The following is a 20,067-nucleotide window of genomic DNA, read 5'->3' as shown; positions in this document are numbered from 1 at the left end:
GTAGCCGTTGACGGTCTCGATCACCGAGCGTGCAGCAATATTGATGTCGACTGACCCACCGCCTTCGCGAGCAAGCCCGCTCCCACAAGGGTTACTCGGTGTTGGTCAGGCTGCGTTCAACGCCCGGCAAACCCCTCTGACAATCATCTCCACTTCCCGCTCATCTATCGTCAGCGGTGGCAGCAAGCGGATGGTTTTGCCGCGAGTTACGTTGATGAGCAGGCCGTGGTCCCGTGCGGCGATCAGGGTCAGGTCGCGGATCGGTTTGGCGAGTTCGATGCCGATCATCAAGCCTTGGCCGCGGATCGCCAGGACGTTTGGATCGTCGGCCAGTTCGACGCGCAACCGGGTGAGCAGCCGTTCGCCTTGTAGCCGGGCGTTTTCCAATAGTCCTTGCTCTTCGATGATCTCCAGCACGGTGCAGCCGACCCGGCAGGCCAATGGATTGCCACCGAATGTGCTGCCGTGACTGCCGGGGGTGAACAGTTCGGCGGCGCGACCCCGGGCCAGGCAGGCGCCGATGGGGACGCCGTTGCCCAGGCCTTTGGCCAGGGTCATGACGTCCGGGACGATGCCTTCGTGCTGGAACGCGAACCACTGGCCGGTGCGGCCGATACCGGTCTGGATTTCGTCGAGCATCAGCAGCCACGAGCGCCGATTGCACAGTTCGCGCAGGGCCTTGAGGTAACCGGGCGGCGCCAGTTGCACGCCGCTTTCGCCCTGGATCGGCTCCATCAGAATTGCCACGATTCTCGGGCCGTGGGCCTGCTGCACGGTGTCCAGCGCCTTGAGGTCGCCGAACGGCACTTTGACGAAATCTCCCGGCAGCTCATTGAAACCCAGGCGAACCGCCGGGCCGTCGCTGGCGGACAAAGTGCCGAGGGTTCGGCCGTGAAAGGCATTTTCCATGACCACCACCAGCGGTTGCTCAATGCCTTTGTGCCAGCCGTAAAGCCTCGCGAGTTTCAGTGCCGTCTCGTTGGCCTCGGCGCCGGAGTTGTTGAAAAACGCCCGGTCCATCCCCGAGAGCCGGGTCAGCTTTTGCGCCAGTTGTTGTTGCCAGTCGATGCTGTAGAGGTTCGACGTGTGCAGCAACAATCCCGCCTGCTCGCTGATGGCCGCGACGATTTTGGGGTGAGAGTGACCGACGTTGGTCACCGCCACGCCCGCCACCGCATCCAGATATTCTCGACCGGCCTGGTCCCACAGGCGCGTGCCCAGACCTTTGCTGAAACTCAGGGCCAAAGGTTGGTAAGTGCTCATCAGGCAGGCGGCGGTCATGACATCAAGCTCCATCAGTAGTCGGTGTTTTTGCAGTATGGTTAGCCACCTGAGCTGGATAAACGCTGCAATACTTCAATCATTTAAAAGCTGGGCTTGATAATGGATTTGTTCCAGGCAATGACCGTTTACGTCCGCGTAGTGGAAACCGGCAGCATGACCGCCGCCGCGTTTCAGTGCGAAATGTCCACGACCATGGTCGGCAATCACCTGCGCGCCCTGGAGCAACGGCTGGGCGTGCGTTTGCTCAACCGTACGACCCGGCGTCAGCGCTTGACCGAATTTGGCGCCGCGTATTACCAGCGCTGCCTCGAGGTATTGGGGTTGGTGGCCGATTCCGAATTACTGGCCGAACAGGCCCTGGATGAACCCAGCGGTACGTTGCGTATCACCGCTCCGTTGACCTTCGGCACTGAACGACTCGCGCCAGCACTCAGCGAATTCTCGCTGCGCTGTCCACGGGTCAAGCTGGACGTCGTGCTCACTAACGGGCGCCCGGACTTGCTGGAAAACGGTTTTGATGCGGCGATTCGCCTGGGCGCTATCGAACCGTCCAACATGATTGCCCGGCCACTCATCGATTACACCCTGACCATGTGCGCCTCCCAGGCGTACCTGGCGCGCCGGGGAACCCCGGAAAAACCTGAAGACTTGCAACACCACGACTGCCTGGCGTTCGCCTACCCGGCCGGTGATGACTGGCACTCAGTGGAAAAACAGTGGCGCCTGACCGGCCCCGAAGGCGAAGTGATGGTCGCCGTCAGTGGTCCGATGCTGATCAACAGCTCGGCCGGCCTGCACCAAGCGGCGAGAACCGGCATGGGCATCGTGATGGTCCCCGACGCGCTGGTAGAGCAAGACCTCAAGGACGGAAAACTGGTGGCCTTGATGCAGGATTACCAATTGCCGAGCCGGCCGATGAACCTGGTGTATGCCCAGGATCGCTACCGCTTGCCGAAACTGCGTAGCTTCGTCGACTTTGCCATGCAGATGTGGGGCAAGCACTAGCCGCGCCGAGGCCCCATGGACTAATCTGCTCGACGGGCGAGTCACATCGATATAGGGCGGCAAGGAGAGCGGTGATGGGCGACGCAACGGATATCGAGCCGTTGAAGTTCAATCTGTCGGACTTCAACGAAGACATGCTGCATACCATTATGGAACTGGTCAGCGACGGCATCTGGGACTGGAATGCCAACACCGGCTTCGTCTACCGCAACCCCGGGTGGTACGAGATGCTCGGTTATTCGCCGCACTCGCTGGACAACACGGTGCTGACCTGGGAAACCGTGATGCATCCCGACGATTATTCGCGGGTCATGGCAGTGTTCGATGACTACCTGAATCAGCGTGCACCCGGCTATCAGGCCGAATATCGCTGCCGCAAGCAGGATGGCACTTACACCTGGATCGAAGACCGCGGCTACATCCTGGCGCGCAACGCCGATGGCTCGGTGGCACGGATGGTCGGGGCGCACCGCAGCATCGAAGACAAGAAACGCCTGCTCGAAGAACTACAGCGGCGTAATCATTCCCTCGAAGCCCTTGTCGAAGAGCGCACCCGGGAGCTGTCCCGGGTCAATCAACAGCTGCAAATCCAACTCGAAGAAAACCGCAAGCTGGCGGAAACCGATGCCCTGACCTCGGTCGCCAATCGCTATCGCCTGGAAAAAGCCTTGCCCCAGGAATGCGACCGCGCCCAGCGTTTCCGCCAACCGTTGTCGCTGATCGCCATGGACATCGACGACTTCAAGATTATCAACGACCACTACGGCCACGCATTGGGCGACGCGGCGTTGGTACAGGTGGTCGAGTGCCTGAAAAGCTGCAGGCGCGACGGTGACTTGCTGGCCCGCTGGGGCGGCGACGAATTCATCCTGATCCTGCCCAACACCCCGCTGGCCGATGCCCGGCTAATCGCGGAAGAAATCCGCCATGGCCTGACAAACCTGCTGCCGGTGGGGGACTTTCAAGTGACCCTGAGTTTTGGCGTGGTGCAGCGCTTTGAAGAGGAACAACAAACCGGCCTGCTGGCCAGGGCCGATCAGGCGCTGTATCGGTCGAAGGTGATGGGCAAGAATGTGATTTCGGGATGAGCGCCGGTGTGCTTATTCGCGATATGAAGCCTTCAGAAGTCGAATCCGTGAGGCTTTTTCTTGGGCACAATGGCTGGGGCCACCGTACCGGCTCGGCCGAACATTTTGCGCAGCTGATTGCCAATTCCCAACGCACGGCACTGGCGGTGAAAGACTCGCGAATCGTCGGGTTTGCCCGAGGCATTACCGACGGATTGTCCAACGGGTATCTGTCGATGGTGGTCGTGTGTGGGCAGCATCGACGTGAGGGTATAGGTCGCGCATTGGTTGAGCATGTGATGGGGGAAAACACCGACATCACGTGGGTGCTGCGCGCAGGGCGGGAAGGTACTTCGGCGTTTTTCTCCAGCCTTGGTTTTGCAACCTCGACTATTGCCATGGAGCGTCGCCGGGGCAACTAGCCAAAACCGAGGCAACGCCGATCAAATGTGGGAGCGGGCTTGCTCGCGAAGGCGGCGTGTCAGACGATGTAGATGTTGACTGACACGGCCTCTTCGCGAGCAAGCCCGCTCCCACATTGTTTTGTGACTGGCCCGAGGCTTATGACCCGGTCTTCACCAACACCGCTTTCTCCTGATACCGATCCGGATACAGCTGCTTCAACTGCGACACCTTCGGCATGTCGTTGATCACGATGTACGGATACGTTGGGTGCTCGGTCAGGAAGTCCTGGTGGTAGTCCTCGGCCGGGTAGAAGCCGTTGTAGGTTTCCAGTTTGGTGACGATGGGTTTGTTGAATGAATGCGCGGCGTCGAGCTGGGCGATGTAGGCCTGGGCGACGCGTTGTTGCTCAGTGTTCTCCGGGAAAATCGCCGAGCGATACTGGGTGCCGCTGTCCGGGCCCTGGCGGTTGAGTTCCGTGGGGTTGTGGGCCACCGAGAAGTAGATTTGCAGCAGGGTGCCGTAGCTGACTTGGGTCGGATCGAAGGTGACCTCAACGGACTCGGCATGCCCGGTATCGCCCTCGCTGACCTTCTCGTATTCAGCCGTATTGGCCGCGCCCCCGGCATAACCGGACACGGCTTTCTTCACGCCTTTGACATGCTGGAACACACCCTGGACACCCCAGAAGCAACCGCCCGCGAAGACCGCGGTTTCACTGTGGGCCTGGGTGGTTTCATCAATGGTGGGTGGCGGGATGACCACGGCGTCTTCAGAAGCGCCGAAAGAGAACGCCGAGCATTGGCCGATGACGCTGGCCGCCGCCAGGCCCAACAACGTACGGCGCCAGGTGAATAGAGTTTTCATGGGGCTGACTCCTTGGAAAATGAGATCGCTATCAACCAAACGTAAAGGCATACGCCGAGACGCCCGGGTCGAGAAACTCGATGCTGAAGGTGCGATCCGTGACATCGCCAGACTGGCGCACCAATTGGTACAAGCGTTGTTCAGTCACGCGGCCGCTGCCGTCGGGCGCCACATCGGTGCCGTGCGCCTCACCCGGAACCTTGCCGTCGATCAGGACTTTGAAACGCACCGGTTTGCCGTCAGCGCCCGGACCCAGCACCAGATGCAGGTCACGCGCATGGAAGCGGTAGACGATGCGGCTGGCGGATGCGTTTGCCGTTGCTCGTTCCGCCCCGACATTCCATTGACCGCCCAGGCTCCAGTCGTTGAGGGCCAGTTGTGCCGGTGGGCTATACGTCGCCACCTTGTCGGCCGTGAAGCCTTTTTCAGGGACGAAATTCTCTGCACGCTGGTAGCCGACGTAGGTTTCCGGTGACAGGGCTTCCTTCATGTCCGGGGCGAGCTGAACACCCTCGGCGCTGACATTGATCAGACCGTCCGCAACCTTTGTCGCCCCTGCTTCCTTCAGCAGTTGCTGGATCACCCGCTCCGACTCGGCGTACTCGCCTTCGCCAAAGTGGTGATAACGAATGCGCCCCTGGGCGTCGGCAAAATAGTGCGCCGGCCAGTACTCGTTGTTGAACGCGCGCCAGATCTTGTAATCGTTATCGATGGCCACCGGGTAGTTGATGCCCAGGTCTTTCATGGCTTTGGTGACGTTGCCGACATTGCGTTCGAAGGCAAACTCCGGCGCGTGAACGCCGATCACCACCAACCCCTGATCGCGGTACTTCTCGGCCCAGGCTTTTACATACGGCAAGGTGCGCAGGCAGTTGATGCAGGAGTAGGTCCAGAAATCCACCAGCACGACTTTGCCCTTCAGCGCCTCGGCGGTGAGCGGTGGCGAGTTGAGCCATTGCACGGCGCCGTCCAGCGCCGGGAGGTTGCCTTCAACGGGCAATGTGCCTGGGGTTTTGTCAGCGACTTGCATTGCACCGCCCGAGGCCGGAAGCGCCTCGCTGTTGTTCGGTGACTTACCGGCCAGTCGTCCAACCAGAGCTTGTTCGATGCCGCCGGTGGAAGCCGTCGAAACCCGTGCCAGAATCCCGGTGTCCAGCCCCAGCGCAATCGCTGCCACACCTGCCAGCATCATCGCGCCGAGCCCGCGACGTACCCACTCGCCAGCGCCGATCGAACGCTTCATCGCTGCGAACACCTTGCCGCCCAGCAACAGCGCCACGGCCAGGGACGTAGCGGCACCTGCGGCGTATGCCAGCAGCAACAACGTGGTCCCGATACTCGCCCCTTGCAGCGCCGCACCGGTCAGCACCAATCCGAGAATCGGCCCGGCGCAAGGCGCCCACAGCAGGCCCGTGGCGACGCCAATCAGGAACGAAGCACCGGGACGCGGCCGGGCATCGGCGCCCGCCACTTCTGACAATCGACTGCCCGCCGCCACCAATGGACGCGTCAGACGGTCGGCCAGTTTTGGCAGCAACAACGTCAAGCCGAACAACGCCACGAACACCAATGCGAGCCAGCGACCGTACTGATTGAGCTGCACCACCCAACCGCCGCCCACTGCCGCTAATGTGGCGACGAGCGCGAAGGTCATGGCCATCCCCACCAGCAGCGGCAAGCCACTTTTCACAAACGGCTGCCCGGTGCGCGCGAAGACGAAGGGCAATACCGGCAGGATGCACGGGCTGACAATGGTCAGCACACCACCGAGATAAGAGAGAACCAGAAGCCACATAGCGTCGACCTGTAACAAGAAATTAAAAGGGTGACCCGGGAATCAGGCCGTCAGTGGTTTGAACGTCATCGCCAGGCCATTCATGCAGTAGCGCAGGCCAGTCGGTTTGGGCCCATCGTCGAAGACATGGCCCAGGTGCCCGCCACAACGCCGACAGTGAACCTCTTCGCGCAACACGCCAAATGAGCGGTCCTGACGCGTGGCCACGGCCTTGTCCAGCGGCGTCCAGAAACTCGGCCAACCGGTGCGGCTGTCGAACTTGGTATCGGATGAAAACAACGGCAGATCGCACCCGGCGCAGGCAAACGTGCCCGCCCGATGCTCGTTGTTCAACGGGCTGCTGTAGGCCCGCTCGGTGCCTTCTTCACGCAGGATCTCGTACTGTTCGGCACTGAGAAGGGTGTGCCATTCGCTGTCAGTGTGTGTCACTTCGAAAACCTCCGCCGCACTGGCTTCGCTGACCAGTGCCGAACTCGCCGCAAATTTTGGCAATACACCGATCACCAGGGCTGCAGCCCCCAGCCCGCCGCTCGTTAAAAGAAATTGTCTGCGTGAAAACATGGCCGTCTCCAAAAATCCCAGGTACCTGTCATGGAACACAGCCTAGGCTTGGGTTGATCGCCAAATCCTCACGGGGAGTTAAACAATTCGTGATAACTCCCCCCGAGGAAAACCCGCACAATGTGCCCATTCGCAACAAAGGATTGAGCTTGATGGAACAGACTAAACGCGTCCTGGTGGTCGAGGACGACCTGCATATCGCCGACCTTATCTGCCTGCATCTTCGCGATGAGCAGTTCGAGGTGGTGCATTGCGCCGATGGGGACGAAGGCATGCGCCTGTTGCAGCAAGGAAGCTGGGACGCGCTGATCCTCGACCTGATGTTGCCCGGCGTCGATGGCCTGGAAATCTGCAAACGCGCCCGGGCCATGGCCCGCTACACCCCGATCATCATCACCAGTGCCCGCTCCAGCGAATTGCACCGCATCCTTGGCCTGGAGCTGGGGGCCGACGATTACCTGGCCAAGCCGTTTTCCATGCTGGAGCTGGTGGCGCGGGTCAAGGCACTGCTGCGGCGGGTCGATGCCATGGCCCGCAATCTGAAAATGGACGCGGGCAGCCTGATCCTCGACGGCCTGTCCATTGACCCGATCACCCGCGAAGTCTCCCTCGACGGGCGACGCCTGGACCTCACGCCGCGGGAATTCGACTTGCTGTATTTCTTCGCCCGCCAACCGGGCAAGGTGTTTTCGCGCATGGACCTGCTCAACGCTGTGTGGGGCTACAGCCACGAAGGCTACGAACACACGGTCAACACCCACATCAATCGCCTGCGGGCCAAGATCGAAACCGATCCGGCCCAACCGGTACGCATCCTCACGGTGTGGGGACGTGGTTATAAATTCGCGGCACTCGAGGACCAGCCATGAGAATGACCCTGACTCAGCGCCTGTCCCTGGTGTTCGCCGTGTTGTTGCTGGTGTGCTGCGGCACTTCGGCATGGATGCAGGTGCGCTCCAACCAGATGCATGAGTTGGAAGTGGTGCAAGGGTTGTCCCGGGACCTGGCCCAGCACATCGCCCACGACACCGTGCTGATGGACGCCAAGGGCCTGATGCCGAATGCCGTTCGCGATCTGTTCAACCAACTGATGCTGGTCAACCCGAGTGTCGAGGTCTATCTGCTCGACAGCCAGGGCCGCATTGTCGGCAGCGCCGCCCCTGAGGGGCGGATACGCCGGGAGCACGTCGATCTGCAGCCGATCCAGCGTCTGCTCAAGGGCGACGCCTTGCCGATTCTGGGAGACGACCCGCGCAGCGTCGATGGCCGCAAGGTGTTCAGCGCCGCGCCGTTGCAGGTCGACGGCAAACCCGCCGGCTATCTGTATGTCGTGCTGCTCAGCGAAGAACATGACCGCTACGCCGAACGCGGCGCCACCAGCGCTGCGCTGAATACGGCGCTGCTGTCCATCGGATTGGTGGCGCTGTTGTGCCTGATTGCCGGCCTCGCAGCCTTCGCCTTGATTACCCGGCCGCTGCGGCGCCTGACCGAAACCGTCAGCCAGTTCGACATCGACGGTGTGCCGATCACGCCACCGAGATCGGCCCCGGTCGAAAAAGCCGCCAGCCACGATGAAATTGCGGTCCTCGACGCCGCGTTCCGGCAGATGCAAACCCGCCTCAGTGAACAATGGCGCTCGTTGACGCGCCAGGATCAGGAACGCCGGGAACTGGTGGCGAATATCTCCCACGACTTGCGCACGCCCCTGGCCTCGCTGCACGGTTACCTGGAAACCCTGTCGCTCAAGGACGCCACGCTCTCCCCCGCCGACCGCCGCCGCTACCTGGGCATCGCCCTGGACCAAAGCCGCAAGGTCGGTGGCCTGGCGCAATCGCTGCTGGAACTGGTGCGCCTGGAACACGGTTTTGTGCAACCGGTGCTGGAACGCTTCTCCATGACCGATCTGGTGCAGGACATCTTCCAGAAGTTCGAACTCACGGCCGAAGCGCGTCAGGTGGAACTCAAGGCAACCTTCGCCCCCAACGTTTCCGCCGCCTGCGCCGACCTGGGGCTGATCGAACGGGTGCTGACCAACCTGTTCGACAATGCCCTGCGCCATACGCCCCAGGGCGGTGAAATCGAACTGGGCCTGCGACCTCAAGGCTCGTTTGTCGAAGTGACCATCAGCGACACCGGCCCCGGCATCGCCGCCGAACTGCGCGAAGGCTTGTTCCTGCGCCCGTTCAACATTGGCGGCGCACGGCGCGATGGTGGGTTAGGCCTGCGGATCGTCCATCGAATCCTGCAATTGCATGGCCGTGACATCCAGCTGATTGATGTGCCGGGACGCGGTGCGACCTTTCGCTTCACGTTGCCCGTGGACGAGCAAACGGCCGAACAAGGGGTGGTTCGTTCGATGAACCTGAATTCACCGGGGAAATAACCGGGCGCTACCGCTATGATTCCGGCACCCATTTCGGCAAGGACGCTGCGCAATGTTGAACACCCTGCAAAACACCCCATGGTGGGTTTACTCAATACTTCTGCTGCTGTGCTACTACGGGTTCAAAGCACTGTCCCCGACTCGGGAAAGCAAAACCTCGTTACTGGTCACGCCACCGATTTTGCTGGCGTGGTCTCTGTATTCGCTGAACCTGACGCTCAACCCGCCGTTGTCGTTGACCTGCTGGTTAACCGCCGTCCTGATTGGTAGCTTGGCCGCGCTGTTGATTTTTTCGCGCAAGGGAATCGAACTGGATGATTCGCAAACCGGACTGATCCTGCCGGGATCACTCAAGACACTGGTGCTTTATCTGGTGTTTTTTGCGGTGAACTATTACTTCGGTTATCAGACAGCCGTGCAGCCGGAACTGTCGGCAACGCTGCAGATGGTGTTGTTCAAGGCGTGTGCGTCAGGCTTCGCCAGCGGGTTGTTCTGTGGTCGTACGCTCAAGCTGTATCGAATTTTCCAAACTCTGAAGCCAATGACCGCCGCATAGGAGCTGGCAGGCATCCAAATAGGCCCGCTCGCCTGTTGGGTCGTGACAACTGCGCCTCGGTCCAATAGATTAGGCGGCCTGAAAAGGCCTAGCGCTTTCTCGCCTCAACTCAAGTTAAAAGAAGTAGTGAAATTTCAATGTCCGATTCCAACACCGCTGAATCCGTAGTCACCTTGTCGTCCAAAGCGGAATACGAAAACTCCATCAATCTTTCACAGCACGTCCCCCAAGCCAAGACCATCAGCGAGATGGTCCTGGACGCTTTTCAATCTACCCGGGAAAGCGACCAGATCCGCGAGCTGCGCACCGCGATTCGCCAGGCTCATGACCGCTTCGACGACGATAAAGCCTACGAACTGATGGGCGAACTCAAGCAACTCAAGGATGCCGAAGCCTCCGACATTGCCGCTCTGGAAGACCTGAGCAGCAAATTCCCGATCAGCCGCATCCTGTCCAGCTTCAAGGACGATCCGGCGTTTCAGGAAATCGTCTACGGCCTGGCGCTGAAGGTGCTGAACCAGACGCATCAAGCCATCAGCAATCCGAGCAGCGGCAAGAGCAAGACGGCTCGCGCCAAGAAAGAAGTCGAAGTGTTCACCATCAGCAAGGATGGCGTGAACGTCACCCTGCCGTTGCGCACGCCGCGCTCGCGCCTGAACGTTGACCGTGAAGCCCTGGAATTCCTCGGTTTCACCTTTGTCGGCGAAGGTGAAGAAGCAGAGTTGGAAAGCGAAACCTTCCTGGACAATGCCGGGACGGAACAAGCGGTCAACCGCAAGAACATCATCACCGCGTTGCAGCAGCAAACCGCGTTTGACGGTTACAGCATCGCCGCGCAGTAAAGTGACTTAGCCGTACTGCAAAACAAAAAGCCCCGTACTGAGGTTCAGCACGGGGCTTTTTGTTGTCTGCAATTAAACGTCACGGCGCTGGAGGACGTAACGCCACGATCATATCCAGCTCGACTGCCGCGTTGTTCGGTAGTTGATAAACCCCGATCGTCGTTCGCGTATGTTTCCCGGCATCCCCCAGTACATGCCGGAACACATCGGACGCACCATTGGCCACTTCGCTCAGGTCAACAAAGTCCGCCGTGGACTTTACATAAACAGTGATTCGTAACAACGACTTGATTTTGTCCAGGGACCCAATGGTGTCGACAATCAATGCCAAACCCTGCATCGCGCAAAGGCTGGCGGCGACTTGAGCATCGGCGAGGGTCAGTTCAAGGCCCACCCTGCCCGGGTACTGGACCTTGCTATGCTTACGCGGCACCAAACCGCTGACATACAGTTCATTGTTGTGCCGAACCAGGGGCTCAAAATGCCAACCGATGGTGCTCTCACCGTAGATGTCATAACCAAGTTCTGCTGCCAGGGCGATGAAACGTTCATCGCAAGTCATGTGGCCCGTCATTTCCCCCCACCCCACCTCTGTATCTATCCATTAACAAACCTAACTTTTGACAGATTAGCCCAAGGTAGCTCTTCGCCATGGCAATGAATGAAAAAGCCCCGCGCTTCCTTCGAAGGCAGGGCCTTTAAATACGTGATTGCAACAATGCCTAGGGTTCCAGAGCCACGATCATATCCACTTCGACAGCGGCGTTTTTTGGCAACTGGTAAACACCGACGGTGGTTCGGGTATGTTTGCCGGCATCGCCCAGAACATGGGTAAAGACATCCGACGCGCCGTTGGCCACTTCACTGAGATCGACAAAATCAAAGGTAGATTTGACATGGACCGTGATGCGAACCAGTGACTTGATCTTATCCAGCGAACCGACGGCCTCCATGATCAATGCCAGTGCGCGTATGGCGCTGATGCCCGCGGCGGCTTGGGCATCCGCCAGGTTCAGTTCCAGGCCCACGCGGCCGGGATACTGGATTTTGCCGTTCATGCGTGGCACCAGGCCGCTGACATACAGTTCATTGCCATGCCAGACCAGCAGGGAGTAATGCCCGCCGGCGGTGTTCTCGTCGTAGATGTCGAAGCCGTGCTCCTTGGCCAGCTCGATAAAGCGTTCGTCGCGGGTGGTTGGCTTAATCATTTGCTGCACCTTCTCGATCATTCATGCAAAACGCGCTTTCGAGGGTAGGCACAGACGCTTGCCTTGAGCAGAGCAAGTTCGTATAGAATCCAGCGAACTTTACTGCCAGGGAGACCAGTAAAATGCAGGCTCAACGTGCGGTTATCGCCGCCATCGAGTTCCAGCCAGGCGTGCCGCTGGTGCAACAGATCGTCGATCAGCTGTCGATCGCCATCAGCCAGGGTGGGCTGCCCCATGGCGCCAAGCTGCCGCCGATTCGCGAGCTCGCCGAGCTGTTGAATGTGGGCAAGTCCACGGTGGTCGATGCCCTCGATCACTTGCGGGCCAAGGGCCTGGTGGTTTCACGCCAGGGTTCGGGGCATTACGTGCATCGCTCCAGCACCACGACCCCGACGGATCCCGGCCCGGACCTGCAACCCCAGGACACCCTCAGCATCGTCCGCCGCGCCGTGCTGCTGGACAACGGGGCCCTGCGCCCCGGTTGCGGATTCCTGCCTTCCTCCTGGCTACCCGCTGAAGAGCTGCTCAAAGCCGTGCGCGGCACCTTGCGCGCCACCGCCCTGCGCATGGGCGAATATGGCGTCACGGGGGGCTACTTGCCGTTACGCCAGGCGTTGCGGGTCAAACTGTCGACCTACGGCATCGACGTTCCGGTAGAACAGATCATCACCACTGCCAACACCATGCAGGCTGTCGACCTGCTGATGCGCCTGCTGATCAAACCCGGCGACACCGTGCTGCTCGATGATCCGTGCTACTTCAACATGCACACCAACCTGGCTCTGCATGGCGCCAAGGTCATCACCATTGCCCGCACGTGCGAAGGCCTGGACCTGGAGGCCTTCGAGCAAGCGCTGATCGCCCACAAGCCCGTGCTGTACATGACCAACAGCACGCTGCATAACCCGACCGGGCATTCATTCTCCCCAGCCCAGGTGTATCGGTTGATGGAGCTGAGTCACCGCTATGGTTTCCACATTGTCGAAGACGATTTGTATGGCGACCTTCAACAGCGCCGGACTCCGCGCCTGGCGGCAAGCGGCGTGGACAATGTGAGTTACGTGTCCGGGTTCTCCAAGACCCTGACGGCCAACAGCCGGGTCAGCTATGCCGTGCTGTCACCGCAACTGGCGGCACGCCTGATCACCCTGAAAATGGCCTGCGGCGGCGTGACCTCGGAATTTGCGGAACAGATTACCTGCACGATGCTCAGCAACGGGAGCTACGCCAAACATACGCGGCGAACCGTGGATCGGCTGTATGAGTCGAGCAGTCGGGTGTCCAGATGGTTAGTCGAAGCGGGGTGTTCCGTGTCTTCCCTGCCCGGTGAAGGCCTGTTTATCTGGACACGCCTGCCTCCAGGGCTTCACGCCGAAACCCTGGCGCGCAAAGGCATGGAAAATGACCTTGTCCTCGCGCCTGGCACGTTGCTCAGCAAGGCACCGGATGCCAGTCAACACTTGCGATTCAACGTCGCGCACAGTGACAACGCCCAGGTTCGCGAGCGGTTTTTCCGGTTGCTCGATCGCTGAGCATTCCTGATACACCGCATCGCGGCCTTCGCGAGCAGGCTCGCTCCCACATTTGGAATGCGTTCTCCTGTGGGAGCGAGCCTGCTCGCGAAGGGCGCACCTCGGCTCCCCAGAAAAACCCCAATAAAAAACCCCGCTCTCCTCTCGAAGGGCGGGGTTTTTCGTACAGCGGCTAAACCTTAAGGCGCATAAGTCAGCAACAGCTCACTCGGCACTTTGAAGTCCAGCGACATCATCACGCTCAGCGCGGTAATGGTGAAGATCGAGAACACGAACAGCTTGCGTGCCCAGACCGTGTCATCCACTGCCTTGTAGCCGGTCCAGGCCATGTACAACCAGTACATGCCCATGGCCGCGGCGACGGCGAGGTAGCTCATGCCGGCGTAGCCACTGAAAGTCAGCATCAATGTGGCGACCAGGAAGGCCAGGATGTAAAGCAGGATGTGCTTCTTCGCTACCTGGATCCCGCGCTTCACTGGCAGCACCGGAATCGATGCGGCCAGGTAATCGTTGAAGCGGAAGATCGCGATGGCGTAGGAATGCGGCATCTGCCACAGGCTGAACATCACCAGCAACGTCAGCGCGGCCATGTCGAAGCTGTTGGTCACGGCAACGTAACCAATCACCGGCGGCATGGCGCCCGACAGACTGCCCACCAGCGTGCCGTGAACCGACTTGCGCTTGAGGTACAGGCTGTAGAAGCCGACGTAGATGACGAAACCGATCACTGCGAACAGCGCGGCCAGTGGATTAGCCACCTTGTACAACAGCGCAACGCCAGCGATACCCAGGACAGTCGCGTAGATCAGGGCCAGTTTCAGGGAGATCAAGCCCTGGACCAGCACCCGGTTCTTGGTGCGTTCCATCTTCAGGTCGATGTCGCGGTCGATGCAGTTGTTGAACACGCAACCGGAAGCCACCACCAGGGACGTGCCGATCATGGCGGCCAGGAATATGGCCAGATCGACATGCCCTTTCGAGGCCAGGAAAAATCCGCCCGCCACAGAAAGCACGTTACCGAAAATGATCCCCGGTTTGGTGATTTGGATAAAGTGCTTAAAGGACATCCGGACTTTCCTCAGTGCGCCATCATGACGGTGTGGATGCTGAACATGATCCACAGCGACAAGCCAACCAGCAGGACGATCACCATCGCAGCGAACACAAACGCAATCACGTTGTTACGCTGGGCGGCGGAGCGGTCCAGGTGGAGGAAGTACACCAGGTGAACGAGCACCTGGATCACTGCGAAGGCCAGTACGATCCACAACGTCCAGACTTTCGGCAGCGATGGGTACATCACCAGGCCGAACGGAATGATCGTCAGGATCACCGACAGGATGAAGCCGATGGCGTAGGACTTTACGCTGCCATGACCGGCGTCGTGGCTGTCGTGTCCGTGGGAGTGTGCGTTAGCCATTACAGGGTCCCCATCAGGTAAACAACGGTGAATACGCAGATCCAGACCACGTCCAGGAAGTGCCAGAACAGGCTCAGGCAGCTCAGGCGGGTCTTGTTGGTCGACGTCAGGCCGTGCTTGTTGACCTGGTACATCATGATCGCCATCCAGATCAGACCGCTGGTCACGTGCAGACCGTGGGTGCCGACCAGGGTGAAGAACCCGGACAGGAAGCCGCTGCGGTTAGGACCGTAGCCTTCGGAGATCAGCATGTGGAACTCGTTGATCTCCATGCCGATGAAGCCCAGGCCGAACAGGAAAGTGATGGCCAACCAGCCCAATACCGCTTTCTTGTTGCCCTTGAACAACGCCAGCATGGCGAAGCCGTAGGTGATCGAGCTGAGCAACAGGCAGGCGGTTTCGCCCAGCACGTAGGGCAGCTCGAAGATGTCGTGGCCCGACGGGCCACCCGCTACGTTGTTAACCAGTACCGCGTACACCGCGAAGATCGACGCAAACAAAATGCAGTCGGTCATCAGGTAGAGCCAGAAACCGAATACGGTCATCTCGCCCGAGTCGTGGTGATGGTCATCGTGCCCATGTTCATCGACATGGGTGTGTCCAGCATTGGTCACTAAGTTCGACATGGTTTAAGCCTGTTCCAACGAGGTTTCAACACGGGTGGCACCAGCAGGGACTTTCCCGGCGGCTACCAGACGCTTGTGCTGCTCGGCTTCGATGCGCTCGATCACGTCGACCGGCACCATATAGCCCTGGTCATCACGGGCAGCATGGATAACGAAGTAGATCACGGTACCGGCGAGGCCGAAGATGGCCATCCACCAGATGTGCCAGATCATCGCGAAACCGAACACGGTCAACAGAGCACCCATGACCAGACCGGTCGCGGTGTTGTTTGGCATGTGGATCGGCTCGTACTTGGCCGGAGCCTGGTACGCAGTACCGTTTTCCTTGGCTTCAGTGAACGGGTCGATGCCTGGAGCTTTCGGCAATACCGCGAAGTTGTAGAACGGCGGTGGCGACGAGGTCGACCATTCCAGGGTATGGGCATTCCACGGATCGCCGTGTTCGCACATGTTCTCTGGCTTCTTGCGGTCACGCACACTGACGTACAACTGGATCAACTGGCAGGCAATACCGACGGCGATCATGATCGCGCCGAACATTGCAACGTGCAGGTAAGGCACCCACTCAGGGTTGGTGGTGGCGTTCAGACGACGGGTCATGCCCATGAAGCCCAGTGCATAGAGCGGCATGAACGCGACGAAGAAGCCCGAGATCCAGAACCAGAACGCTGCCTTGCCCCAACCTTCGTGCAGCTTGAAGCCGAACGCTTTAGGGAAGAAGAAGGCAAAACCAGCGATGTAGCCAAAGACTGCGCCGCCGATGATCACGTTGTGGAAGTGAGCGATCACAAACAGGCTGTTGTGCAGCACGAAGTCAGCACCCGGGATGGCCAGCAGTACGCCGGTCATGCCGCCGATGGCGAAGGTCACCATGAAGCCCAGGGTCCAGAGAACCTGGCTGGTGAACTGCAGACGACCGCGATAGATGGTGAACAGCCAGTTGAATAGCTTCACCCCCGTCGGAATCGAAATCAGCATCGTCGCCAGACCGAAGAAGGCGTTGACGCTCGCACCCGACCCCATGGTGAAGAAGTGGTGCAGCCAAACCATGAAGCCCAGGATCGAGATCGCGCCCGAGGCGTAGATCATCGAGTGGTGGCCGAACAGACGCTTGCCGGAGAAGGTCGAGATGACTTCGGAGAAGACCCCGAACGCCGGCAGAATCAGGATGTAAACCTCGGGGTGACCCCAGGCCCAGAACAGGTTGACGTACATCATTGGATTGCCACCAAGTTCATTGGTGAAAATGTGGAAATCCATGTAACGGTCAAGCGTCAGCAGTGCCAGGGTAGCGGTCAGAATCGGGAACGAAGCCACGATCAGGACGTTGGCCCAGGTGCAGGTCCAGGTGAAGATCGGCATGTCCATCATCTTCATGCCCGGGGTACGCATTTTCAGCACGGTGGCCAGGAAGTTGACCCCCGTCAGCGTCGTACCTAGACCCGATAGCTGCAGTGCCCAGATGTAGTAATCCACACCCACGCCCGGGCTGTAGCCCAGTTCCGACAGCGGTGGATACGCAACCCAACCGGTACGGGCGAATTCGCCGACACCCAGGGACACGTTCACCAGCACTACGCCGGACACCAGCAGCCAGAAGCTCAGGGAGTTCAGGAACGGGTAGGCAACGTCACGGGCGCCGATCTGCAGCGGCACTGCAAGGTTCATCAGGCCGGTGAAGAATGGCATCGCCATGAAGATGATCATGATCACACCGTGGGCGGTGAAGATCTGGTCATAGTGTTCAGGCGGCAGGTAGCCAGGCGAACCCTCGGTGGCCATGGCCAACTGGGAACGCATCATGATGGCGTCGGCAAAACCGCGCAGCAGCATGACCATGGCGACGATGATGTACATCACGCCGATTTTCTTGTGGTCGACCGACGTCAGCCACTCGGTCCACAGGTAGGTCCACTTCTTGAAATAGGTGATCAGCCCGAATACCGCCAGACCACCGAGCGCGATCATGGCGATGGTAATCATCACAATCGGTTCGTGGAACGGGACCGCTTCCCAACTTAATTTACCAAACATCGTTTACTCCTCTGCCCCGGCAGCTGAATGCGAACTCATGTCCATCCCTTCCATGGCGGCCATTTCGTGCTCTTTTTTCTCGTGGTGCATTGGCTGGCCCGGTTTCATGCCTTCGTACTTGTCGACGATGATCTGGAACAGGTTTGGCGTGAACGAGGAGTAGAGCTCGACTGGGTTGTTCTGGCTTGGTTTGGAAAGGGCTTCGTATTCAGCTTTTTCCAGCTGTTTAGGTGCCTTCTTGACATCACTGACCCAGGCATCGAAATCCGCCTGGGAAGTGGCGATAGCTTTGAACTTCATGCCGGTGAAACCCGCGCCGCTGTAGTTGGCGGAGATACCGTCGAATTCAGCGTTCTGGTTGGCAATCAGGTGCAGCTTGGTTTCCATGCCCGCCATCGCGTAGATCTGGCCACCCAGGCCCGGGATGAAGAACGAGTTCATCACGGTGTCGGAGGTGATTTTGAAATTGATCGGCGTGTTGGCCGGGAACACCAGTTTGTTAACGGTGGCGATGCCTTGTTCCGGGTAGATGAACAGCCACTTCCAGTCCATGGAGACCACTTCAACGGTGATCGGCTTGACGTCGGATTCCAGCGGCTTGTACGGGTCCAGGGCGTGGGTCGAAATGTAGGTCACGTAACCCAGGGCAATGATGATCAGGACCGGAACAGCCCACACCGCGATTTCGATCTTGGTGGAGTGCGACCATTTAGGCGCGTACACCGCGTCCGGGTTGGTAGCGCGATATTTCCAGGCGAACAGGAACGTCATGACGATGACCGGCACAACGACCAACAGCATCAGCAGCGTTGCGGTGATGATCAGGTTTCGCTCATCCAGGCCGACCTGGCCCTTGGGGTCGAGCAAGGTCATGTTGCAGCCTGACAGCAGCAACGTGCCGAGCAGCGGCAATAAGCCTAGTAGTCTGGGGTACCTGTTTTTACTCATCTCACGACCTCTAAAGCAGCTTGCGCAATGCAGTTGGGTTTTGATCGCCAACACTTCACCCTGCCAAGGGTTGGCATTTTTCTTGGATTGAATAAGGGCTGCCCGTCGCGCGTCAGACGCTGTTCGACAAATCCTGGGCTAGCGGTGAGTTCTTATTCGAATTCGTGGTCAAAGGCCTTGTTACAGACCAATTCCATTTGGTGCGGATAGTCGGAAAGGCACCGACACCTGGGAGTCGCATGAAGCCGCTAAGCCTCTCGACGCCCTATTCTGCTCAGTCGAGAGCAGCGCCGGGAATTCAGTGCGGGCGATTGTAGATACGTCGCCGCCTATAAACCATGTCTCATCTCGAAATAATTTTTATCCATTCCAGCAACAATCATTAACGGATTTTGCAAAAGTTCGGCATGGTATCGAAATTAATTCTCAACAAAAACACCAAAATTTGTGGGGCTACCACCCTCGGTTCAGACAGCCTTGATGGCGCCCTGCCTTCCGCCACCCCCGCCAAAGCCCCGATAAGCAAGGGGTCTGGCGATTCGCCAAAGCCTGTTAAAACTGCCTGTTACACCACGAAGATGAACAAAAGGGCGGCGGCTCAAACAGCGGCATTTCGTTGCGTAGCTATGCACCAATTCAGCCCTTTGAAATGCGTTGCGACACTCAAGCTGTGACAACATGTCGCAGACGTTGCGCACCCTTGGCTGTCGCACATCACGATCTGTTTACTTGAGCTCTGAAATGCAAAACGCCCCGGCCCTCTGAACGAGGACCGGGGCGTTTTTTGTTTAACCCGATGGGTTAGCGCAGGGCCTTGCGATTGCGCGAGACCAGCAGCGGCACCAGGATCACCACCAGCACAAACGACACCAGCGCCCACTGTGCCAACGACAAGCCGAGGATCGGCGGGTACGGCGTGTCACAGAAGCCATCGACCTGGAAGCCCAACGGGAAGATCTTCGCCAGCGGCAAGCCGTCGACAATCGGTTGCAGCACATCGACGCCGCAACTGACCGCCGGATAGAACTGCGTGTAGACGTGATGCCCGGCCGCCGCCACACCGCCGAGCGCGGCGATGACCACCAGCACCTCCAACACCGTAAGGCTGCGACGGGTGCGCATGGCCGCGCCAATGAACGCGAAGATGGCGATCAGCAACAACGCATAACGCTGCAGGATGCACAGCGGGCACGGCGCCTCTTCCAGCACCACCTGCATGTACAGCGCACCACCGATCAGCGCCAGGCAGATGATGCCCAGCAATACCAGATAACGCCGCTCACGGCCCAAGCGCATCGTTTCGTCACTCATCGCGTTTCCCTTCTAAATATCAATTGCCGGAAGTCTACACGCTGGCCCGGACCTTGGAGAGCCTGGCGCGCGCCGGTAGATGTCGGGGAATAGACGATAGGCTGGTTAAGGAGGGATTAACTTTTAAGCAGAAGGTGAGAATTCACCGTTCAAGACCGAGTTGGAGCTATCGCGGGCAAGCCTTGCTCCTACAGGCGTCATGCCACAAATCCTGTAGGAGCAAGGC

At 59.1% G+C, this 20,067-nt stretch carries 20 protein-coding genes; 8 read left to right on the top strand and 12 right to left on the bottom strand.

Features of this window, described 5'->3' with window-relative positions:
* Window positions 1–105: 105 nt before the first annotated feature.
* The gene (locus BK667_RS18365; protein ID WP_123598479.1) at window positions 106–1,281 is read right to left on the bottom strand and encodes an aspartate aminotransferase family protein; all 1,176 of its coding nucleotides are present in this window, start codon (window positions 1,279–1,281) and stop codon (window positions 106–108) included.
* Window positions 1,282–1,383: 102 nt separating this feature from the next.
* Between BK667_RS18365 and BK667_RS18360 the strand changes: the two genes are divergently transcribed.
* The 3 genes from BK667_RS18360 to BK667_RS18350 all read left to right on the top strand — a co-directional run bounded on the left by BK667_RS18360 (window position 1,384) and on the right by BK667_RS18350 (window position 3,778).
* On the top strand, window positions 1,384–2,289 hold the full coding sequence (locus tag BK667_RS18360; RefSeq protein WP_123509278.1) for a LysR family transcriptional regulator: 906 nt from the start codon (window positions 1,384–1,386) through the stop codon (window positions 2,287–2,289).
* 74 nt (window positions 2,290–2,363) lie between these two features.
* On the top strand, window positions 2,364–3,377 hold the full coding sequence (locus BK667_RS18355) for a sensor domain-containing diguanylate cyclase (RefSeq protein ID WP_123509277.1): 1,014 nt from the start codon (window positions 2,364–2,366) through the stop codon (window positions 3,375–3,377).
* Window positions 3,374–3,778 carry a GNAT family N-acetyltransferase gene (locus BK667_RS18350; RefSeq protein ID WP_123598478.1) on the top strand — a complete coding sequence of 135 codons (405 nt, stop codon included), beginning with the start codon at window positions 3,374–3,376 and terminating at the stop codon, window positions 3,776–3,778. The genes BK667_RS18355 and BK667_RS18350 overlap by 4 nt, the downstream gene beginning before the upstream one ends.
* 139 nt (window positions 3,779–3,917) lie before the next feature.
* Here BK667_RS18350 and msrA read toward each other — a convergent pair whose 3' ends face one another.
* Genes msrA through msrB form a run of 3 tightly spaced genes read right to left on the bottom strand, consistent with a single transcriptional unit; the run spans window position 3,918 to window position 6,981 of the window.
* Window positions 3,918–4,625 (bottom strand): peptide-methionine (S)-S-oxide reductase MsrA, encoded by a 708-nt coding sequence (gene msrA / locus BK667_RS18345; RefSeq protein ID WP_123598477.1) that lies wholly within the window; start codon window positions 4,623–4,625, stop codon window positions 3,918–3,920.
* Between the two features lie 31 nt (window positions 4,626–4,656).
* On the bottom strand, window positions 4,657–6,420 hold the full coding sequence (locus BK667_RS18340) for a cytochrome c biogenesis protein DipZ (protein WP_123598476.1): 1,764 nt from the start codon (window positions 6,418–6,420) through the stop codon (window positions 4,657–4,659).
* A 42-nt stretch (window positions 6,421–6,462) separates the two neighbouring features.
* Window positions 6,463–6,981 carry a peptide-methionine (R)-S-oxide reductase MsrB gene (gene msrB, locus BK667_RS18335; RefSeq protein ID WP_123509272.1) on the bottom strand — a complete coding sequence of 173 codons (519 nt, stop codon included), beginning with the start codon at window positions 6,979–6,981 and terminating at the stop codon, window positions 6,463–6,465.
* A 152-nt stretch (window positions 6,982–7,133) separates the two neighbouring features.
* Between msrB and BK667_RS18330 the strand changes: the two genes are divergently transcribed.
* The 4 genes from BK667_RS18330 to BK667_RS18315 all read left to right on the top strand — a co-directional run bounded on the left by BK667_RS18330 (window position 7,134) and on the right by BK667_RS18315 (window position 10,762).
* Window positions 7,134–7,850 (top strand): response regulator transcription factor, encoded by a 717-nt coding sequence (locus BK667_RS18330; RefSeq protein WP_123509271.1) that lies wholly within the window; start codon window positions 7,134–7,136, stop codon window positions 7,848–7,850.
* On the top strand, window positions 7,847–9,364 hold the full coding sequence (locus BK667_RS18325; protein ID WP_123598475.1) for a sensor histidine kinase: 1,518 nt from the start codon (window positions 7,847–7,849) through the stop codon (window positions 9,362–9,364). Before BK667_RS18330 ends, BK667_RS18325 begins: the two co-directional genes overlap by 4 nt.
* Before the next feature lie 52 nt (window positions 9,365–9,416).
* Entirely contained in the window at window positions 9,417–9,920 is a 504-nt protein-coding gene (locus BK667_RS18320) for a DUF6622 family protein (RefSeq protein ID WP_123598474.1), read from the top strand.
* A gap of 137 nt (window positions 9,921–10,057) precedes the next feature.
* Window positions 10,058–10,762, top strand: coding sequence for a hypothetical protein (locus BK667_RS18315; protein WP_123509268.1), 705 nt, complete (start codon window positions 10,058–10,060; stop codon window positions 10,760–10,762).
* Window positions 10,763–10,841: 79 nt separating this feature from the next.
* Here BK667_RS18315 and BK667_RS18310 read toward each other — a convergent pair whose 3' ends face one another.
* Entirely contained in the window at window positions 10,842–11,336 is a 495-nt protein-coding gene (locus BK667_RS18310) for a RidA family protein (RefSeq protein WP_123598473.1), read from the bottom strand.
* 148 nt (window positions 11,337–11,484) lie between these two features.
* Window positions 11,485–11,970, bottom strand: a complete 486-nt coding sequence (locus tag BK667_RS18305) for a RidA family protein (protein WP_123509427.1) — start codon at window positions 11,968–11,970, stop codon at window positions 11,485–11,487.
* A gap of 122 nt (window positions 11,971–12,092) precedes the next feature.
* Between BK667_RS18305 and BK667_RS18300 the strand changes: the two genes are divergently transcribed.
* Entirely contained in the window at window positions 12,093–13,502 is a 1,410-nt protein-coding gene (locus BK667_RS18300) for an aminotransferase-like domain-containing protein (protein ID WP_123509266.1), read from the top strand.
* Between the two features lie 179 nt (window positions 13,503–13,681).
* On the opposite strand, the gene cyoE is transcribed toward BK667_RS18300, so the two are convergent.
* The 6 genes from cyoE to BK667_RS18265 form a co-directional block, all read right to left on the bottom strand.
* The gene (gene cyoE / locus BK667_RS18295) at window positions 13,682–14,569 is read right to left on the bottom strand and encodes a heme o synthase (RefSeq protein ID WP_123410182.1); all 888 of its coding nucleotides are present in this window, start codon (window positions 14,567–14,569) and stop codon (window positions 13,682–13,684) included.
* An 11-nt stretch (window positions 14,570–14,580) separates the two neighbouring features.
* Window positions 14,581–14,922, bottom strand: a complete 342-nt coding sequence (gene cyoD, locus BK667_RS18290; RefSeq protein WP_123509265.1) for a cytochrome o ubiquinol oxidase subunit IV — start codon at window positions 14,920–14,922, stop codon at window positions 14,581–14,583.
* Window positions 14,922–15,548: a cytochrome o ubiquinol oxidase subunit III gene (locus BK667_RS18285; protein ID WP_054045508.1), complete on the bottom strand. Its 627-nt coding sequence runs from the start codon at window positions 15,546–15,548 to the stop codon at window positions 14,922–14,924. Before BK667_RS18285 ends, cyoD begins: the two co-directional genes overlap by 1 nt.
* Before the next feature lie 3 nt (window positions 15,549–15,551).
* Window positions 15,552–17,582, bottom strand: a complete 2,031-nt coding sequence (gene cyoB / locus BK667_RS18280; RefSeq protein ID WP_123598472.1) for a cytochrome o ubiquinol oxidase subunit I — start codon at window positions 17,580–17,582, stop codon at window positions 15,552–15,554.
* A gap of 3 nt (window positions 17,583–17,585) precedes the next feature.
* Window positions 17,586–18,530 (bottom strand): ubiquinol oxidase subunit II, encoded by a 945-nt coding sequence (gene cyoA / locus BK667_RS18275; RefSeq protein ID WP_123509263.1) that lies wholly within the window; start codon window positions 18,528–18,530, stop codon window positions 17,586–17,588.
* 801 nt (window positions 18,531–19,331) lie between these two features.
* Window positions 19,332–19,841 carry a disulfide bond formation protein B gene (locus BK667_RS18265; RefSeq protein WP_123509262.1) on the bottom strand — a complete coding sequence of 170 codons (510 nt, stop codon included), beginning with the start codon at window positions 19,839–19,841 and terminating at the stop codon, window positions 19,332–19,334.
* Window positions 19,842–20,067 lie beyond the last annotated feature (226 nt).

This window comes from Pseudomonas frederiksbergensis, assembly GCF_003732705.1.
Taxonomy (GTDB): domain Bacteria; phylum Pseudomonadota; class Gammaproteobacteria; order Pseudomonadales; family Pseudomonadaceae; genus Aquipseudomonas; species Aquipseudomonas frederiksbergensis_F.
The sequence above is the reverse complement of the archived record's forward strand: the minus strand, read 5'-3'. Positions and strand labels throughout refer to the sequence as shown.

What these genes read in the sequence shown, in the direction of transcription:
- BK667_RS18365 (WP_123598479.1), bottom strand. Translation starts at nt 1,281, where the DNA reads ATGACCGCCGCCTGCCTGATGAGCACTTACCAACCTTTGGCCCTGAGT.
- BK667_RS18360 (WP_123509278.1), top strand. Translation starts at nt 1,384, where the DNA reads ATGGATTTGTTCCAGGCAATGACCGTTTACGTCCGCGTAGTGGAAACC.
- BK667_RS18355 (WP_123509277.1), top strand. Translation starts at nt 2,364, where the DNA reads ATGGGCGACGCAACGGATATCGAGCCGTTGAAGTTCAATCTGTCGGAC.
- BK667_RS18350 (WP_123598478.1), top strand. Translation starts at nt 3,374, where the DNA reads ATGAGCGCCGGTGTGCTTATTCGCGATATGAAGCCTTCAGAAGTCGAA.
- msrA (WP_123598477.1), bottom strand. Translation starts at nt 4,625, where the DNA reads ATGAAAACTCTATTCACCTGGCGCCGTACGTTGTTGGGCCTGGCGGCG.
- BK667_RS18340 (WP_123598476.1), bottom strand. Translation starts at nt 6,420, where the DNA reads ATGTGGCTTCTGGTTCTCTCTTATCTCGGTGGTGTGCTGACCATTGTC.
- msrB (WP_123509272.1), bottom strand. Translation starts at nt 6,981, where the DNA reads ATGTTTTCACGCAGACAATTTCTTTTAACGAGCGGCGGGCTGGGGGCT.
- BK667_RS18330 (WP_123509271.1), top strand. Translation starts at nt 7,134, where the DNA reads ATGGAACAGACTAAACGCGTCCTGGTGGTCGAGGACGACCTGCATATC.
- BK667_RS18325 (WP_123598475.1), top strand. Translation starts at nt 7,847, where the DNA reads ATGAGAATGACCCTGACTCAGCGCCTGTCCCTGGTGTTCGCCGTGTTG.
- BK667_RS18320 (WP_123598474.1), top strand. Translation starts at nt 9,417, where the DNA reads ATGTTGAACACCCTGCAAAACACCCCATGGTGGGTTTACTCAATACTT.
- BK667_RS18315 (WP_123509268.1), top strand. Translation starts at nt 10,058, where the DNA reads ATGTCCGATTCCAACACCGCTGAATCCGTAGTCACCTTGTCGTCCAAA.
- BK667_RS18310 (WP_123598473.1), bottom strand. Translation starts at nt 11,336, where the DNA reads ATGACGGGCCACATGACTTGCGATGAACGTTTCATCGCCCTGGCAGCA.
- BK667_RS18305 (WP_123509427.1), bottom strand. Translation starts at nt 11,970, where the DNA reads ATGATTAAGCCAACCACCCGCGACGAACGCTTTATCGAGCTGGCCAAG.
- BK667_RS18300 (WP_123509266.1), top strand. Translation starts at nt 12,093, where the DNA reads ATGCAGGCTCAACGTGCGGTTATCGCCGCCATCGAGTTCCAGCCAGGC.
- cyoE (WP_123410182.1), bottom strand. Translation starts at nt 14,569, where the DNA reads ATGTCCTTTAAGCACTTTATCCAAATCACCAAACCGGGGATCATTTTC.
- cyoD (WP_123509265.1), bottom strand. Translation starts at nt 14,922, where the DNA reads ATGGCTAACGCACACTCCCACGGACACGACAGCCACGACGCCGGTCAT.
- BK667_RS18285 (WP_054045508.1), bottom strand. Translation starts at nt 15,548, where the DNA reads ATGTCGAACTTAGTGACCAATGCTGGACACACCCATGTCGATGAACAT.
- cyoB (WP_123598472.1), bottom strand. Translation starts at nt 17,582, where the DNA reads ATGTTTGGTAAATTAAGTTGGGAAGCGGTCCCGTTCCACGAACCGATT.
- cyoA (WP_123509263.1), bottom strand. Translation starts at nt 18,530, where the DNA reads ATGAGTAAAAACAGGTACCCCAGACTACTAGGCTTATTGCCGCTGCTC.
- BK667_RS18265 (WP_123509262.1), bottom strand. Translation starts at nt 19,841, where the DNA reads ATGAGTGACGAAACGATGCGCTTGGGCCGTGAGCGGCGTTATCTGGTA.